We start from the raw sequence: 15,563 nt of genomic DNA, 5'->3' as shown, positions 1-15,563 counted from the left end.
TTACTTCCTTATAAACAATTCCTTTTTAAACCGTCGGTTTATAAACTGTAATAGGATTCAAAATTTCCTAAAAGAGCTACATCATTGATTAGCTATCGTCTTTGACTTTCTTCTATAAATGATCAAAACAAATGCAAATGACAACAACTGCCACAGAAGAATTCTTACTATCTGCAAACTATCCCCTTCAGAATTTGAAACCACATGAACTAGATTCGAAGCAAGATTGTTGAAAAAATGATCTCCTAACCCAAACCATAAGGAACCTGTCATTTTGTAGAGTAAGGACCATTTGATACTCATCATTCCCGCTAAGATAACATAGCCTATGCCCATGGCGATGAGGTTTACGAGTGACGACTCTCCTTGAAGATAATCTCTTAAGGGCATTACCAAGTGCCATATTCCAAATAGGAAGGCTATAAAGAATAGACTCTTGCGGTAAGAAAGCCCTTCAAGAATTTTTGTGAAAAGGCCACGAAATATTCCTTCTTCCATCCAGACATTTATCAGGTTAAACAACACACTTGAGAGAATAAGTAAGATTCCTGCTTGAGATACTTTTTCGTTTGTTAAGGAAAAACCACTGGCGTAAAACGATAAGTGAACATTGCCATGAAGAAACAAGAGAACAATGCACTCAACTGTATATGCAAAGACGGAACACACTAAGCCAAAGAGTAGCCCCTTCCCTATACCACTCACGGTTCCGTCAGGACTGAAACCAATATCTTTCCATCTTAATTTACAAATTGAAAGGACTCCCCACAGTAGAAGAATTCCAAAAAGTTTATGTAGAAAATTCTCAGATAAGAAGGTTTTATCCGTCCTAATATAGAAATATTCAATTAGCCTTGCTACTGAGCAGATAACAAATATAATTGAACAACTTAAAATAGGTTTCTTTATTAGTTGATTTAGCATATCTTTCTTTCAAATAATTCTTTTATAAAAGTTAATTTCAATATTTCACTCAGTCCAATTCCTTCTCTAGTTCTTTTAGAAAGGTGATTAAAAATTGATGGCGACTTTCTGCCATTTGTTTGGCAGTCTCCGTGTTCATTTCATCTTTTAAGAGGAGCAACTTGTCATGGAAATGTTGGACGGTATCAGTGAGGGACCTCCCTTTGTGGCCACCATAGGAAAAAGTTCGCGCAATTCCTACAGCTCCTATCGCATCCAGGCGGTCTGCATCCTGGACAATCTTGCCTTCTAAGGTTTCTGGATGTTTACCGCGATTTTTGCTGAAAGAAACAGCATTGATCACCTGACAAATCTGGTCGATTTGGTTTTTAGGAATACCAACCTCTTCTAGAAACGTGCGAGCATTCGCATTATTCTCAGTTTGAAACAATTTATCATCATCAGCATCGTGAAGAAGAGCCGACAAGCCTACTATCTCCAGATCACATGGACCTTCTGCTTGTGCGATTCTCATAGCATTGGTATAAACGCGGAGGGTATGCGCCACATCATGGCCATCCGCTCGATCAGCAAATAAGCTTTTAACATACTGCTTAGCAGCAAGAATTCGTTCTTCGATCATCGTTCTTGTCCTTTGAATAATCTATGTATAGTTCTATCTATTCATTTAGGCTAGTTATGGAGAGGGGCAGTTTACTAAAAACCACCTCTCGGTGGTGATTACTTCTTCTTTTGTGGGAAGAGGGGGAGGCCAAGGGTCGCGATCTTCTCAGCGGGGATCTTCATGCCATCCTTGATCCATTTGGAGATCACAGAGACGATGGCGGAGCTCCAGAAAGAATTGAGATAGCTGCCAGCGCCATTTGAAGTCTCACCATTTCGTTTTTCCAAAAAATCATAAACTGCCTTGGTCAAAAGGCGCTCGGAATTGTAATCAATGGCCAGGCTGATAATCTTGGCTTCTTTCTTGACCTCTTTAAATAGATAGAGCCAAACTTGGTAGAGATCTGTCTTGAGATTGAAACTATCCAATGACTTGGTAATCTTAGCAATACTGGACTGAAAGATAGACTCTAAAATATCCTCTTTAGAGCCATAATTGCGGTAAAAGGCCGCACGAGACACGCCAGCACGCCGCACTAGCTCAGAAATAGTGATCTTTTTCAGATCTTTTTTCTCCAATAGTTGCAGGAGAGAAATTTCGATGGATTCACGAGTAATTGCATTGTTTTCTTGGTTAAATCGTTTAAGATTTTCCAAGGATTTCTCGGATATTTTTCTTTCTGCCATAACATTTACTTTCTAAGTGTCTCACCTGATAATATCTACTTTCATCACCATACACTTCATGATATAATTGTAAAAGAAGACAAACTACTTGTCAATGTACATTTTTATACAATTATGAGGTATGAACTGATGAAATGGAAAATTATTGCGGATTCAGGCTGTGACTACCGCTCTTTGGACAATCTGGCACCGGATACAGAGTTTGTCAGTGTTCCCTTGACCATCCAAGTGGGGGAGACCATCTATACAGATGATGCCCAACTCAATATCGATCAGATGATGGAGGAGATGTATGCGACTGTGACCGCTTCTAAGTCCGCCTGTCCAAGTCCAGATGACTACATGAGGTCTTTTGAAGGGGCGGATAATATCGTCGTTGTCACCATTACTGGTACCCTTTCTGGTAGCTACAATAGTGCTGAGGTAGCTAAGAAGATTTATCTGGAAGAGCATCCAAATACCAATATTCACGTCATTAATAGCTTGTCAGCTGGGGGCGAGGTAGACCTAATCGTTCGCAAGCTCAACCAGTTGGTTGCTGAAGACCTTGACTTTGAGCAAGTGGTCCAAGTCATCACCAAATACCAAGAAAAAACCAAGCTGCTCTTTGTTTTGGCCAAGGTGGATAATCTGGTCAAAAATGGACGTCTCAGCAAACTGATCGGGGCTGTTGTCGGACTCCTCAATATCCGTATGGTTGGGGAAGCTAGTAAGACAGGTACCCTTGAATTGCTTCAAAAAGCACGGGGACAAAAGAAAGCGATCAAGGCTGCTGTTGAGGAATTGCTCAAGGCGGGTTATGCTGGCGGACATATTACCATCGCCCACCGCAACAATGAAAAATTTATCGAGCAGTTCTCTGAATTGGTTCGTGAGAAATTTGCCCATGCAATGATCGAAGTCCTCCCTACTTCTGGACTTTGTAGCTTCTACGCTGAAGAAGGCGGACTCCTTATGGGGTATGAAATTTAAATTACCACTAAAAAGAGGCTGGGACAAAAGTCCTAGCCTCTTCTTGTTTTTGGATTGTCGAGCAAGACGCAGTGGTTGAGTGGGCTCTACTAGGCTGATTTCATCAGTTTTTACAGCCCTACTCAACTGTGCGGAGGTGGGACGACGAAATCGAATTCTAACGAATGACCGATTTCTGTCCCACTCTCTCTTTTTATTCTCCGATCTCTTGGTAGAGAGTACGGATTTTTTTGCGGTAGATGATAGAACTGATTCCTACTCCGACTAGCAGCAGGACACTATAAAGGATCACAGCCAGCGGGGTGCTGACGGAATGATAGGTCCAAATGAAGCTGACAATAATCAAGAGAAACATCACAAAGATAAAGACAATCAAGAGAATAGATTGAAGGACGGCATTCCCACGATGACGGCTCATCAACTCTGTGATATTGGTCCAATTGGTGCTAAAATTTTGAAAATCTTTGACATAGTCTCGAATGCAGATTGGTATGGTGGTTACGACCCAAATCAGCAACATGGCAAGGATGGCCAAGGAATGCACGCCAAAATAGAAACAAACACCAACCAGAAGAATGACAGGAAGGATGGATTGCACCAGATAGAGCAGCCAAAACTTCATGAAGAGATAGCGCTTGAAATCAATAGGGAGGGATCTCAAGTACTCAAAATTTTCACGCTCTAGGGAAATACCGATACTGGTCAAGCCTCCAAAACTATTGAAAACACCGATCAAGAAGGCAACCAGAGCCAGTGGGACGAGGTACTGGGGCGTCAAGTAAGGACTCATTCCTCCGATATTTTTGGATGCTCCTACTGCTCCACTAAGTAAGAAAATATAAGGCAGAATGCTCATCATCAAGAGGACTTGCACCATGAGGGTACCATCAAGCAAGAGTCTGCGATGATACTGAATGACAAATCGTCTAAAGGAGTCTTTCTGACCCACATGGATCGCTCTCACGCGCTCTTTGACGGTTTGGTTGGTCGCAACTGCAAGGGCTGCATCATAGAATTGTGGGATGACAATTTTGCGAACAAGACCGATCAAGACCAACAGCACCGAGATCCAGCCCAGAATACCAAGGATCGCTCCCCCATCAAAAGGATGGAGGATAAACTGATGAAAGGCAACAAAAGGTGGAAAAAGAATGGGAATATCCGCTCCACCCGACACTTCCACCCGATGGGTTTGGACTAAGTTCAAATAAAGATAGGCGCCCAGACTGAGGAGGGAACCGATACCGATCATGATGTTGGAGACCAGAGTCGTGTGTTTTTTGAAAAAGAGAGTCTTGGTAATCAAATGAGCTAGTAAGATCGTCGCTAAAAAGAGAACGGCTAAGAGAATCAAAGCACAAAAGATTCCCAGCAGGATCCCTAATGGATTGAAACCACCTGCTTGCACAGGAAGGATCAAAAAATAGCTGATCAAGGGAAGGATCGCCATAAGGAGGGTCAGGATGACCGAGATACTCTTTCCTGCAATGACTTCCGCATCTGAAAAGGCATAAGGCCGGTAAAACTGCAGGTCCTTGCTTTCATAAAAGACATTGTAAAAACTCATAAAGCCTTGGGAAATGGTCATCAAGGAAAAGAGGGCCACCATATTGACAAAGAAAGCTGGTTGGTTGACAAAATCATAGACACTAAAGAGCAAGCCAAACAAGACGAAATAGAAAAAACCTAAAGTGAGATAGTTGAGCACCGATTTGCGGGCAACATTCAGTTTGACGTCCGGTTTTTTGGCCTGTTTGGCACGTAATCTGGCAATCTGAGCGGGCTGGCTGGCATAGATGATATTGACATTGACCAGCTGTTGGATGATCTTAAGACGCATGATCGCCACCTTCTTCCTTCCGCCCCGCTAAACTGAGATAGATACTTTCCAGACTTTGGTCTGGGTGTTGGCTCTTTAATTCCTCGATCGTCCCATAGAAAATGAGATTTCCCTTTTTCAGAATAGCAATTTTATCACAGAGTTGTTCGGCCACTTCTAAGACGTGGGTAGAGAAAATAACGGTCTTTCCGCGATCCGCATGTTGGCGCATCATTTGTTTTAAATCGTAAGAAGCCTGCGGGTCCAACCCGGTCATCGGTTCATCCAAGACCCAGATATCTGGATCGGACAAGAGGGCTGCAATGACGAAGACCTTCTGGCGCATCCCATGTGAAAAGGATTCAATCACTTCATAGCGGTGGCTCTGAAAATCAAAGATCGTAAGAAGCTCTTCCAAGCGTTGATCACAGTCTTTTTGACTCATATCATAAGAAGTCGCAACCAACTCCCAGAATTCATTGGCTGTGAGACGCAAGAAAAGATCCGGCGAATCCGCCACGTAACCGATCTTCTTTTTGATCGCAAGCCGATGGCTATAGAGGTCCTGACCGTCCACTTCAATCGTCCCAGTGGTTGGGGTGATGACACTGACCAGGCTCTTGATGGTTGTGGACTTTCCGGCTCCGTTGTGGCCAATCAGTCCGACAATTTGTCCATCCTCGATGGTCAGGTCCAAGTGGTTGAGGGCAATATGCCCGTCGTAATCTTTTGTTACTCCGTGAAATGTAATCATACTAACTCCTTGTGCGATCCTCATTGGGATCGTGTTTGTTTTCTATTGTCATTATAGATCATCGAAATGGTAGAGCAATTCTAGTAAATAGTTTGGAATGGTCGCCAAAAAATCTTCCTGGTAGACCCTCTCTCCTCGCTTATGCAATTCTTTGCCCCAGGGCCCGAGATTGATCGCTGGAACCTGAATTCGAGCAATTTTATCCAGATCCAGATCATAAATTTGGGCCGGAGTGGCGAGGCTATCTAGGACGACTTGATAAGAGGCTACGTCCTTTTCTAAGGCACAATAGCTGGTGTCGTTAATCCCCATAAAATATTCTTCGACCTTCAAGCTATAGCCTCTTTTGTCCAGATACTGGCGGTAATCTGCGATCAGGGACTCGATCTTTAGTTCCGTATTGTCCAAAAAGCGGCAATTCATGGAAGGATAATAGGGGGGCGCAAAACCAATGACCACCAAGGGATCCTTATCTCCTAGAAACTCTAGGAGTCTCTGGATTTGCTGGATCGCAAGGCTCTGGTAGCTGGTTCCATCACGAAAATCTTGCTCCGCTTTTTGGTTAGAAGCTTCTCTAAAGGCTTGGTAGCCCTCTAAAGCTTGGCAACGTTCCTCTAGTTCTTGATAGGTGATAACTCTTGGCCTTGCAATCATATGGTCTTGGCCAGCCTGATCCTGCAAGTGTTCATACTTCTTGTAAAAGGAATCCAAGGCCTCCTGACTAAGCTCATCAATCCGCTGTAGGAGCTCCTGGGGTGTTTTCTTCAAATGAAGAACACTAAAATAACCAGCCGCATAAAGCACGGTCGATACATCGTACTGCTCCTTCAAATCTCTAAGATAGGACCAAGAAGGAAGGGGAGACGTTTCTCCCAAGGCCTGATCAGCCAGATCGGGATGAAGATCTAGCTGACTTGCAATGGCTACTAAGAGCGACAAGGCATTGATCCCTTTAAGGGGCTCCTTCATATGGGACAAGACACCTTGGGCCACAACGACTGGCATGAGTTTGCCGACTGTGCCAATGTGAAGGACTTTTTCTTTTTCTAGATCCGATTCAAAGGGTTCTGAATCCACTGCTAATACATAGTCCAGATCAAATTTTTCCTGTAAATTTGTGAGTAAGCCTAGGGCTCCTCGCATCCCACGTGAATAGGATTCCTCGTCTCCAACAGAAAGATAGAGCAGATTGACCTGACCTCCTGAGGGATCCGCCGCATAGGCTTCCAGAACCCCTAGTTGCAGGGCTAGGGCTGCTTTCATATCGCAAGATCCCCTGCCAAACTTCCATTGACCAGATGCTATATCAGCCTGCATATCTGGTCGCATATCCAGTGTTTTCAAGGCTACTGCGACTTTATCAGAATCGAGCGCGATTTCCGACAAATGTCCATAGTCTTCAAGATCAACTGTATCATGGTGGTGAAACAGGATAAGAGTTTTTTTCTTGCCTTTATCGACCAAGGCCCAATTGACCGACCGATGCAAGTGATCCTGTGGCACCTGATAGCGCCCAAAGTGGTCCGGATGTTCCTTAAAATAGAGGATTTGGGCAATCCGTTGATCCAGATAGGCTTCGATTCCTTTCTCGGTCTCCGTGTTGGTGAAGCTTGGAATAGCCAAAGCCTCAGTAAAAATCTTTTCAATGCTCTCTCTATTGGTGGTTTTCACTTTCAAACCAATCCTCCTTTGATATGATCTAACTAAATGAATGGATAGAAATATATGTATCGGGCTGATATTTCTACGTAGATAAAATCCTACTTTTTATATTCTCACTTCACTTCTTTCATGTATGCGATTTCTTTTCTAGAAAGGGCTTGCTTCCAGCGCAAACGTTTGTCCCATCCAACTATTTTTGGTAAAATAAGGACATTCACATGAAAGAAGAAATAACAATGGAAAATCAAACCTTAATGCAATATTTTGAGTGGTATTTGCCCGCTGATGGGAACCACTGGACACGTCTTGCTGAAGATGCGCAACACTTAGCAGACTTGGGCATTCGTAAAGTCTGGATGCCACCTGCCTTTAAAGCTACTTCTAACAATGACGTTGGGTACGGGGTCTATGACCTCTTTGATTTGGGCGAGTTTGACCAAAAAGGAACGGTTCGCACCAAATATGGTTTCAAAAAAGATTATCTTCAAGCCATCCAAGCCCTCAAAGATGCTGGGATTCAACCAATGGCCGATGTCGTTCTCAACCATAAAGCTGCAGCTGATGGCTTAGAGGAATTCGAGGTTGTTGAGGTCGATCCGATGGATCGAAACAAGATCCTCACTGAACCCTTCACCATTCAAGGATGGACTAAATTCACCTTTGATGGTCGAAATGGAGCCTATAATGACTTCCACTGGCATTGGTACCATTTCACCGGTACTGACTACGATGCTTCTCGCAATAAGAATGGGATCTACCAAATCCAAGGGGACAACAAAGGTTGGGCTCAAGGAGATCTGGTAGACAAGGAAAACGGTAACTACGATTACCTCATGTACGCCGATATCGATTTCAAACATCCCGAAGTTGTAGAAAATCTCGACCAATGGGCTGAATGGTTTATCGAAACGACTGGTGTAGAAGGCTTCCGTCTGGATGCAGTCAAGCACATTGACTCCTTCTTTATGAAAAATTTCATCCACAATATCACCAAAAAATATGGAGAAGATTTCTACGTCTTTGGCGAGTTTTGGAATGGGGATAAAGAGACCAACGATGAATACTTGGAAAGCATTGACTACTTATACGACTTGATCGATGTGGCCCTCCACCAAAATCTCTTCAGAGCTAGTCAGGAAGGTGAAAATTTCGACCTTCAAACTATTTTTGACGGAACACTAGTCCTGAATCATCCTGAAGAGGCCGTAACCTTTGTGGACAACCATGATACCCAACGAGGGCAAGCCTTGGAATCTACCATTGAAGAATGGTTTAAGCCTGCATCCTATGCCTTGATCTTACTTCGAGAAGCTGGTTTGCCTTGTGTCTTCTATGGAGACTACTACGGTATCGAGGGTAAATTTGCGCAAGAAAGTTTCCAAGAGGTTCTCGATCGCCTCTTATGGGTTCGTAAAGATCTGGCCTACGGGGAACAAACGGACTACTTCGATAATCCTAATTGCATCGGATGGACACGTTCAGGTACAGAAGAATCAGCACCAATCGCCTGCTTGATTTCCAATAACCAAGCTGCTACAAAAGTCATGGAGATTGGCTCATCATACGCAGGACTCACCTACTATGATGTCCTAGAAAATTGTAGCGAAACTGTTCAAGTCCAAGAAGACGGTAGCGCCGAATTCCCAGTGGCAGAGCGCTCCGTCAGTGTCTGGGTAGCCCAAGATACAGAGGGCCAATAACCAATAAATGTGATTTTCTCCTAGGATCAACATATTCCTAGGAGAATTTTTTCTGTAAAAATTTTATAGGAAACACAGCTTCATTTTAGCATTATAAGAAAGCGCTGTCAATGTTTGCTGCCTTTATTTTAAAGAAAATCACACCATCAAAAAAACTCGTTTTCCAGTTTGGAAAACGAGTCTTCTTTTTAGCTCAATTCTGCAATGATTGCTTTCAATTGGGCTTTTGTATGAACTCCAGCCACTTGTTTGACAACTTGCCCATCTTTTTTAAAGAGAAGAGTTGGGATCGACATGATACCGAATTGACGGGCTGTGTTTGGATTTTCATCGACATCCATCTTGCAGATTTTCAAATCATCTTCATGTACTTCTTCTGCCAACTGATCCAAGATTGGAGCTTGCATGCGGCATGGACCACACCAAGTTGCCCAAAAGTCAATCAGGACAAGGCCTTGGCTTGTTTCTTGTTCAAACGTTGCATCTGTGATTACGTGTGCCATATTTCCTCCTTTTTCAGTAGTGACTACTGATTCTGCATTTCTACTTTTATTTTACACTAAATGATGCCATTTTAGAAATATTTGCTACGGGGACTCCTTAGGCATCTACTTTCTTCTTGCGCCAAAAGATGAGGCTAGAAGCTGTCAGGGTAAACAGACCTAAGAGACCCAGAGCATGTTCTTTGCTACCTGTTTGTGGAAGCGTATGGTCCGCATGCCCTCCTTCTACTGCAGGAATCACTTCTTGAGAATCTTTTGCAACTGGTTCTGAAGTCGTGGTAACAAATCGTGGCCCATAGGATACAGCTAGAGCAAGGTGAGGGTTCTCTTGCCTAGATGATGCTGTTTGCATCTGCTCTTCTTTTTCAGGAACAGTCCGACTTGGTTGGACAAGGTATTCTGGGTTTGGAAGGGTGTATTCTTCCATATAGTGCACTTCTGGTGCTACTAGAGCATATCCTTCAACTTCTGGCAGGTTTGCATAGTCTGTATCGCTTGCACTTGGTAGATAGCTTGCCTTTTGGGCGCGGGTCTTTTCGACAATTGGAATCGCAGCCTGGATAGAATCTGTCTTGAAGGTCACTTCATATGGGTGCTCCACCGTTAAATCAGATGGGTCATAGGTGTTAAAGACTAGAGCTAACTTGTGACCTTTCTTAACTGTATAGAGATTTGGTTGCAGATAGACCGTATAATCGTGGAATTCTCCTACTTTAGGCTCGATGCTTGCGCGAGAGCTTGCTGAATCGTAGCCAGACTCAGGGTTAGCCAGGTTGATCCAGCCTTTTGCGATGACCTTGTACTTTGTCTTAATGGTTTCGTATTCTGCTACAGATAGGTTGCTTAAATTACTTCCCATCCAGAAAGCATCTGCTGTTTTATCTTGCTTGACGCTTCCATTTCCTACCACGTCAAAGTCTTGATCTGCCACGTCTACCAGAAGAGCATTAATTTGGAAATTCTTTCCTTGACCTTTGGCCAGAGCCGCCTTGAAATGAACGGGGATGTGTCCTTTGATAGTGGTATCTTCTGTCACTTCCGATACGAAGGTCATGTTGGCTTTTGAAGATCCTTGGCTCACGGTTTCGTCACGCTTGGCAACTTCTACACCAGCTCCGGCATAATCACTAGAAATGGTTTCTTCTAGTCGTTTCGAGCTTGCATGTATGAAGAGACGTTGACTGCTCTTCCAGTTATCATAGCTGGTCCACGTACTTGGATCATAGTTGTTTTGAGCTAGAACTGCTGGCAAACTTTCGACGTGATTGTCCACACCATAGAGGTAATGGGTCAGCCAGGTATTGAGTAGGTCATAGAAATCTTGGCCCTTGGCTGTGATCCCATAGCCACGAGACATAGCTGCTGGATAGACGTGGTCTCCTTGGTGGAGATAGAGCTTGACATCTTGGCCCGCTTTCTTGAGCGCATCGTACATGAGTTCAAAGTGTTTGGTTTTGACATTGTCATCATTCAAGCCATGGACGATCAGGGCGCTGGTCTTGAGATTTTCCGGATAAAGGGTATAATCCCGCTCCTTCCAGACATCACTGTAGTTGCGATCATGGGCGTACTGGTCCTTGTTCAATTGGTTGATGTAGTTGGAATAGTTTTGCCAAATCCCTGCCCAATCGTCTTGGTCCAACATACGCGAGCTAACGTAGAGGGAGAGCCAGGAAAGATCACTATAAGGTGCATTGCCAAATTGGGTCCCTTGGCTATTGAAATAATCATACCAAGAGGCAATCCCAGCAGCTGGAACGATGGTTTTTAGACCTTCTACGCCTGTCGCAGCCACACCAAAGGTCGTGGTTCCAGCCCAAGATAGACCGGTCATTGCGACATTGCCACTTGCCCAGTCTGCCTTGATTTCGATATTGCTGGTCTTATCGGTATAGGCCTTGCGCTTGCCATTGACCCACTCGATGATATTCTTGAAGGCATTGATTTCCAGATCAGAACCTGTCGTGTTAAACCCTTCCGACCCTTTGGTACCAAGCCCAGCACTAGAGATAAAGGCATAGCCTCTGACCAAGAAATAGTCGTACCAGTTGAGATCTTCGTAGTCATAAATGTATTCATATGGACTGTAGTAATACCAATCCGAAGCCTTGGCTTTCTTTGCTGCTTCAACTGTTGAAGAGCTGCCGACTGCCTGGCGTTTAGCCGGTTGCTCCCGCAGCTTCTTCATATCGTAGGAACCATCTGTCGGCAAGCCCAATTTTTCAAGGGTCACATAGTTTTCATCCAAGGTTCCAGCCACATAGGGACGCGCTTCGAGAATGGTCGCTGCCTTAAAGTCACCTTGCGCGACTGCTTTTGGCAATTGCACAATGGCTTTGACCAAGTCTGGCTTGCCGTCGGCATCGGTGTCGTAGTCCGTTTCAACATAGACTGGGAAGCGGACAATTTGGCTGTCCTCATATTTGTAGTCTTCATCAGCTTTTTCACCCGTTGTATAAGGGAAAATAGGCTGGGCCCGACCATTTAGAAAGAGCGGACTTTTCTTTTCAGCTCGATAAGCATCATAGAGTTTCTTAGCTGTTTCGTACATCTTGGCCAATTCTGGCTGACTGACCTTACGAGTCAGATCTTCTGATGTTTCAATCAAACCTAAACTCCTGGCAAAGCGTTCCCGATCTGCTTGGCTTTGGCCTAATTGGTTTGGATCCGTTGCTGCCCATTGAAGCAAGCCATTAACAGCATCTTGCACTGTCAACTCTTTAGAGGTCTGATCCGCTGCAAGGGTCGAACCTGTGACCTTTGCCAAATCCTGACTTGTTGCCGGTGCTTCTGAAGTAGGGGTGGATTGAGGTGCAGCTTCCCTGTTTGTTACTGCTGGAGTTGCTACTGGGACAGTTGGACCACTTTGTCTTGAAAGTTCCACTGATGTAGGAGCTACTTGATTGGCACCTGCCACCCGATCCAGCGATGCCTCACTCAAGCTTGCTCCTTCTTCACTAGAGCTAGTACCTGTGTCACGTGCTGTCGGTGTTGCTTCAGTAGATGGAGCATGGACCACTTCTGTCGATGAAGCTAACTCTTCTGTCTGCTCATCTGCTGCTGCTACTTGGTGCAAAACCATTGGCGCGATCAGTAAGCTCGATGCGACAATGGAAACCATTGTTTTCTTTTTCATGTCAGTCTCCTAACTTTTTGTAATCAACACTCCCATTATACTATGTAAGCGTTTTAATATCAATTTTTCTTACATCTCCATCTCAGCAATATCCTAAAAATACTCCAAATAAAAGCATCGTAAATTTTTACGATGCTTTCCTTCTTCTTAGTGCTTTGACAAGTCACTTTTAGCTCTCTCGAGCTCCAAGTGAATCTGGTCAAATCCTGTTCCACCAAGGGAATTCCGCTTCTGAACGGCAGTCTCTGATTGTAAGACTAGGTAAATATCTTCTTCAATTAATGGAGAAACTTCCTGATAACGCGTCAAAGGAATGTCCTGCAAATAAAGTCCAGTTTTAGTACATTCAAGGATCAATTTACCGACAATCTCATGCGCTTTTCGGAAAGGAATTCCTTTTTTTGCGAGGTAATCTGCTAATTCTGTCGCATTTGAAAAATCCTTTTGAGTCGACGTTAGCATCCGATCCTTATTGACGGTCATCGTAGATAGCATTCCTGCCATGATATCAAGGGACTTCTGGATGGTGTCGACCGTATCAAACATCCCTTCCTTGTCTTCTTGCAAGTCCTTATTGTAGGCAAGTGGCAAGGATTTCATAATGGTCAAGAGTCCCATCAGATGACCATAGATCCGTCCGCTCTTGCCACGGATCAATTCAGCCATATCTGGATTTTTCTTCTGTGGCATGATCGAAGATCCGGTACTAAAGGCATCTGATAGGCTGATAAATCCGTACTCATAACTGCACCAATTGATTAACTCTTCGCAAAAGCGAGAGAGATGCATAATCAAGATACTGCTATTGGATAAAAACTCAAGGATAAAGTCACGATCACTGACAGCATCCAGCGAATTGTGATAAATTCCCTTAAAGCCCATCAAATCTGCTGAAAGTTGGCGATCAATTGGGAAGGTCGTCCCAGCCAGTGCTGCTGCTCCAAGTGGGGAAAGATCCGTATGCTCCATATTAAAGCCAAAACGTTGACTATCCCTTGTGAACATTTGGTAGTAGGCCAAAAGGTGATGGGCAAAACTGATCGGTTGCGCGTGTTGCAAGTGTGTATAGCCAGGCATGATGGTTTCAACATTCTCTTCAGCCAGTGTCACTAAAACCTGACGGAGATGCAACAACTTCTGATCAATCAGCCGCAACTGATCCTTCAGATAGAGATGCATATCTGTCGCCACCTGATCGTTTCGAGAACGGGCTGTATGCAGTTTCCCTGCTACTGGACCAATCTCTTCGGTCAACAGAGCTTCCATATTCATATGAATATCTTCATTTCCCACATCAAAGGTCAGCTCTCCAGCTTGATATCGGGCCAGTAAGGTTTCCAAACCTGCCTCAATATCCTTGGCTTCCTCTTGGGTAAGAATCCCAGTCTGACCTAGCATCTTGACATGTGCCAAGCTACCTTTTAGGTCATAAGGAGCAAGCCGGTAGTCAAAACCGATACTAGCCCCAAATTCTTCTACCCAATCTTCTAAAGCAGCTTCAAAGCGTCCGCCCCATAATTTATGGTTTGTCATAGTAGATCCTTTCTACTTGTCTAGATGCGCCTGTACTTCGGCATGCACCTTCGATGGCAAGCCCCAGAGTTTGATAAAGCCAACAGCAGCGTCCTGGTCAAAGGTATCTGCACTTGTATAGGTTGCTAGGCTCTCATCGTAAAGAGAGTTATTAGACTTCCGAGCTACCACTGTGGCAGTTCCTTTATACAATTTCACTTTGGCTGTTCCATTAACAACTTTTTGTGTCTGTTTCAGATAAGCAATCAGGGCTTCGGTCGCTGGATTAAACCAGAGACCATTGTAGATGAGGTTGGACAACTCATTTTCAATAATGGGTTTAAAATGGGCCAATTCTCTCACCAAGGTTAGATCTTCAATTTCCTTATGGGCTGCTAGGAGGGTTACTGCTCCAGGGCACTCATAGATTTCCCGAGATTTGATGCCGACCAAGCGATTTTCCACGTGGTCAATCCGACCGACTCCATGAGCCCCTGCTAGGTCATTCAATTCCAAAATCAAATCTGCTAGTTTCATCTTCTTTCCATCTAAGGCAACAGGAATTCCTGCTTCAAAGTCAATCTCAACATAAAGGGGAGTATCTGGCGCCGACTCTGGAGCAACGGTCAGATCATAAGCATCTTCTGGTGCCTGATTCCAAGGGTTTTCTAAAACCCCACATTCATTGGCCCGTCCCCATAGGTTCTGGTCTACCGAATAAGGTGAATCCAGATCAGCTGGAATCGGAACATTGTTTTCTTTGGCGTAAGTGATTTCCTCTTCCCGCGACCACTTCCACTCCCGTACAGGGGCAACCACCTTGAGAGACGGGTCTAGAGAGGCAATAGCGAGTTCAAAACGAACTTGGTCATTCCCTTTTCCAGTACAGCCATGAGCAATGGTGGTCGCTCCTGTTTGATGAGCGATTTCGACTAATTTCTTCGAAATCAATGGTCGGCTCAAAGCGGACACGAGAGGATATTTTTGTTCGTAGAAGGTGTGTCCTTGTAGCGCAACCAAGACATAGTCTTCAGCAAACTCGTCTTTGACATCAATCACATGCGATTCAATCGCACCGACCTTCAAAGCCTTATCATGAATAAAACTCAGATCTTTCCCTTCACCGACGTCCATACAGACAGCGATGACATCATAGTCTTTCTTCAACCAGGTAATGGCTACTGACGTATCCAAACCACCCGAATAAGCAAGTATGACTTTTTCTTTCACCATACGATTACCTCTACCTTCTAAAAATGTATTGTGTAACATTCTACTGCATGAAAAGGCA

General features: G+C 44.2%; 12 protein-coding genes. 2 read left to right on the top strand and 10 right to left on the bottom strand.

Going from position 1 to position 15,563, the window contains the following annotated elements; all coding sequences use genetic code 11:
- Positions 1-81: 81 nt before the first annotated feature.
- From JX304_RS06355 to JX304_RS06345, 3 genes are all read right to left on the bottom strand, one after another.
- Positions 82-924 (bottom strand): CPBP family intramembrane glutamic endopeptidase, encoded by an 843-nt coding sequence (locus JX304_RS06355; RefSeq protein ID WP_205011744.1) that lies wholly within the window; start codon positions 922-924, stop codon positions 82-84.
- A 49-nt stretch (positions 925-973) separates the two neighbouring features.
- Complete coding sequence (locus tag JX304_RS06350; RefSeq protein WP_205011743.1) at positions 974-1,546, bottom strand: HD domain-containing protein; 573 nt, start codon at positions 1,544-1,546, stop codon at positions 974-976.
- Between the two features lie 98 nt (positions 1,547-1,644).
- Positions 1,645-2,214, bottom strand: coding sequence for a TetR/AcrR family transcriptional regulator (locus tag JX304_RS06345; RefSeq protein ID WP_205011742.1), 570 nt, complete (start codon positions 2,212-2,214; stop codon positions 1,645-1,647).
- 129 nt (positions 2,215-2,343) lie between these two features.
- Between JX304_RS06345 and JX304_RS06340 the strand changes: the two genes are divergently transcribed.
- Positions 2,344-3,186: a DegV family protein gene (locus JX304_RS06340; RefSeq protein ID WP_205011741.1), complete on the top strand. Its 843-nt coding sequence runs from the start codon at positions 2,344-2,346 to the stop codon at positions 3,184-3,186.
- A gap of 193 nt (positions 3,187-3,379) precedes the next feature.
- Here the strand turns inward: JX304_RS06340 and JX304_RS06335 are convergent, their stop codons facing one another.
- From JX304_RS06335 to JX304_RS06325, 3 genes are read right to left on the bottom strand one after another with little or no spacing between them, the layout of a single operon-like run.
- The gene (locus JX304_RS06335; RefSeq protein ID WP_205011740.1) at positions 3,380-5,026 is read right to left on the bottom strand and encodes a hypothetical protein; all 1,647 of its coding nucleotides are present in this window, start codon (positions 5,024-5,026) and stop codon (positions 3,380-3,382) included.
- Positions 5,016-5,759 (bottom strand): ABC transporter ATP-binding protein, encoded by a 744-nt coding sequence (locus tag JX304_RS06330; protein ID WP_205011739.1) that lies wholly within the window; start codon positions 5,757-5,759, stop codon positions 5,016-5,018. Before JX304_RS06330 ends, JX304_RS06335 begins: the two co-directional genes overlap by 11 nt.
- Positions 5,760-5,810: 51 nt before the next feature.
- On the bottom strand, positions 5,811-7,430 hold the full coding sequence (locus JX304_RS06325; RefSeq protein WP_205011861.1) for a M20/M25/M40 family metallo-hydrolase: 1,620 nt from the start codon (positions 7,428-7,430) through the stop codon (positions 5,811-5,813).
- Between the two features lie 209 nt (positions 7,431-7,639).
- On the opposite strand from JX304_RS06325, the gene JX304_RS06320 reads away from it, so the two are divergent.
- Positions 7,640-9,121 (top strand): alpha-amylase, encoded by a 1,482-nt coding sequence (locus JX304_RS06320; protein ID WP_205011738.1) that lies wholly within the window; start codon positions 7,640-7,642, stop codon positions 9,119-9,121.
- A 188-nt stretch (positions 9,122-9,309) separates the two neighbouring features.
- Here the strand turns inward: JX304_RS06320 and trxA are convergent, their stop codons facing one another.
- The 4 genes from trxA to JX304_RS06300 all read right to left on the bottom strand — a co-directional run bounded on the left by trxA (position 9,310) and on the right by JX304_RS06300 (position 15,505).
- The gene (gene trxA / locus JX304_RS06315; RefSeq protein WP_205011737.1) at positions 9,310-9,624 is read right to left on the bottom strand and encodes a thioredoxin; all 315 of its coding nucleotides are present in this window, start codon (positions 9,622-9,624) and stop codon (positions 9,310-9,312) included.
- A gap of 97 nt (positions 9,625-9,721) precedes the next feature.
- Positions 9,722-12,760, bottom strand: a complete 3,039-nt coding sequence (locus JX304_RS06310; RefSeq protein ID WP_205011736.1) for a CocE/NonD family hydrolase — start codon at positions 12,758-12,760, stop codon at positions 9,722-9,724.
- A gap of 147 nt (positions 12,761-12,907) precedes the next feature.
- Positions 12,908-14,293 carry an argininosuccinate lyase gene (gene argH / locus JX304_RS06305; RefSeq protein WP_205011735.1) on the bottom strand — a complete coding sequence of 462 codons (1,386 nt, stop codon included), beginning with the start codon at positions 14,291-14,293 and terminating at the stop codon, positions 12,908-12,910.
- A gap of 12 nt (positions 14,294-14,305) precedes the next feature.
- Entirely contained in the window at positions 14,306-15,505 is a 1,200-nt protein-coding gene (locus tag JX304_RS06300; protein ID WP_205011734.1) for an argininosuccinate synthase, read from the bottom strand.
- Between the last annotated feature and the right edge of the window lie 58 nt (positions 15,506-15,563).

This window comes from Streptococcus parasanguinis, assembly GCF_901875555.1.
Lineage (GTDB): Bacteria > Bacillota > Bacilli > Lactobacillales > Streptococcaceae > Streptococcus > Streptococcus parasanguinis_H.
This window is presented reverse-complemented; position numbering and strand designations above follow the sequence as displayed.

Coding starts and splice junctions, on each gene's coding strand:
- JX304_RS06330 (WP_205011739.1), bottom strand. CDS start 5,759: ATGATTACATTTCACGGAGTAACAAAAGATTACGACGGGCATATTGCC.
- JX304_RS06345 (WP_205011742.1), bottom strand. CDS start 2,214: ATGGCAGAAAGAAAAATATCCGAGAAATCCTTGGAAAATCTTAAACGA.
- JX304_RS06300 (WP_205011734.1), bottom strand. CDS start 15,505: ATGGTGAAAGAAAAAGTCATACTTGCTTATTCGGGTGGTTTGGATACG.
- trxA (WP_205011737.1), bottom strand. CDS start 9,624: ATGGCACACGTAATCACAGATGCAACGTTTGAACAAGAAACAAGCCAA.
- JX304_RS06355 (WP_205011744.1), bottom strand. CDS start 924: ATGCTAAATCAACTAATAAAGAAACCTATTTTAAGTTGTTCAATTATA.
- JX304_RS06320 (WP_205011738.1), top strand. CDS start 7,640: ATGAAAGAAGAAATAACAATGGAAAATCAAACCTTAATGCAATATTTT.
- JX304_RS06335 (WP_205011740.1), bottom strand. CDS start 5,026: ATGCGTCTTAAGATCATCCAACAGCTGGTCAATGTCAATATCATCTAT.
- JX304_RS06310 (WP_205011736.1), bottom strand. CDS start 12,760: ATGAAAAAGAAAACAATGGTTTCCATTGTCGCATCGAGCTTACTGATC.
- JX304_RS06340 (WP_205011741.1), top strand. CDS start 2,344: ATGAAATGGAAAATTATTGCGGATTCAGGCTGTGACTACCGCTCTTTG.
- argH (WP_205011735.1), bottom strand. CDS start 14,293: ATGACAAACCATAAATTATGGGGCGGACGCTTTGAAGCTGCTTTAGAA.
- JX304_RS06350 (WP_205011743.1), bottom strand. CDS start 1,546: ATGATCGAAGAACGAATTCTTGCTGCTAAGCAGTATGTTAAAAGCTTA.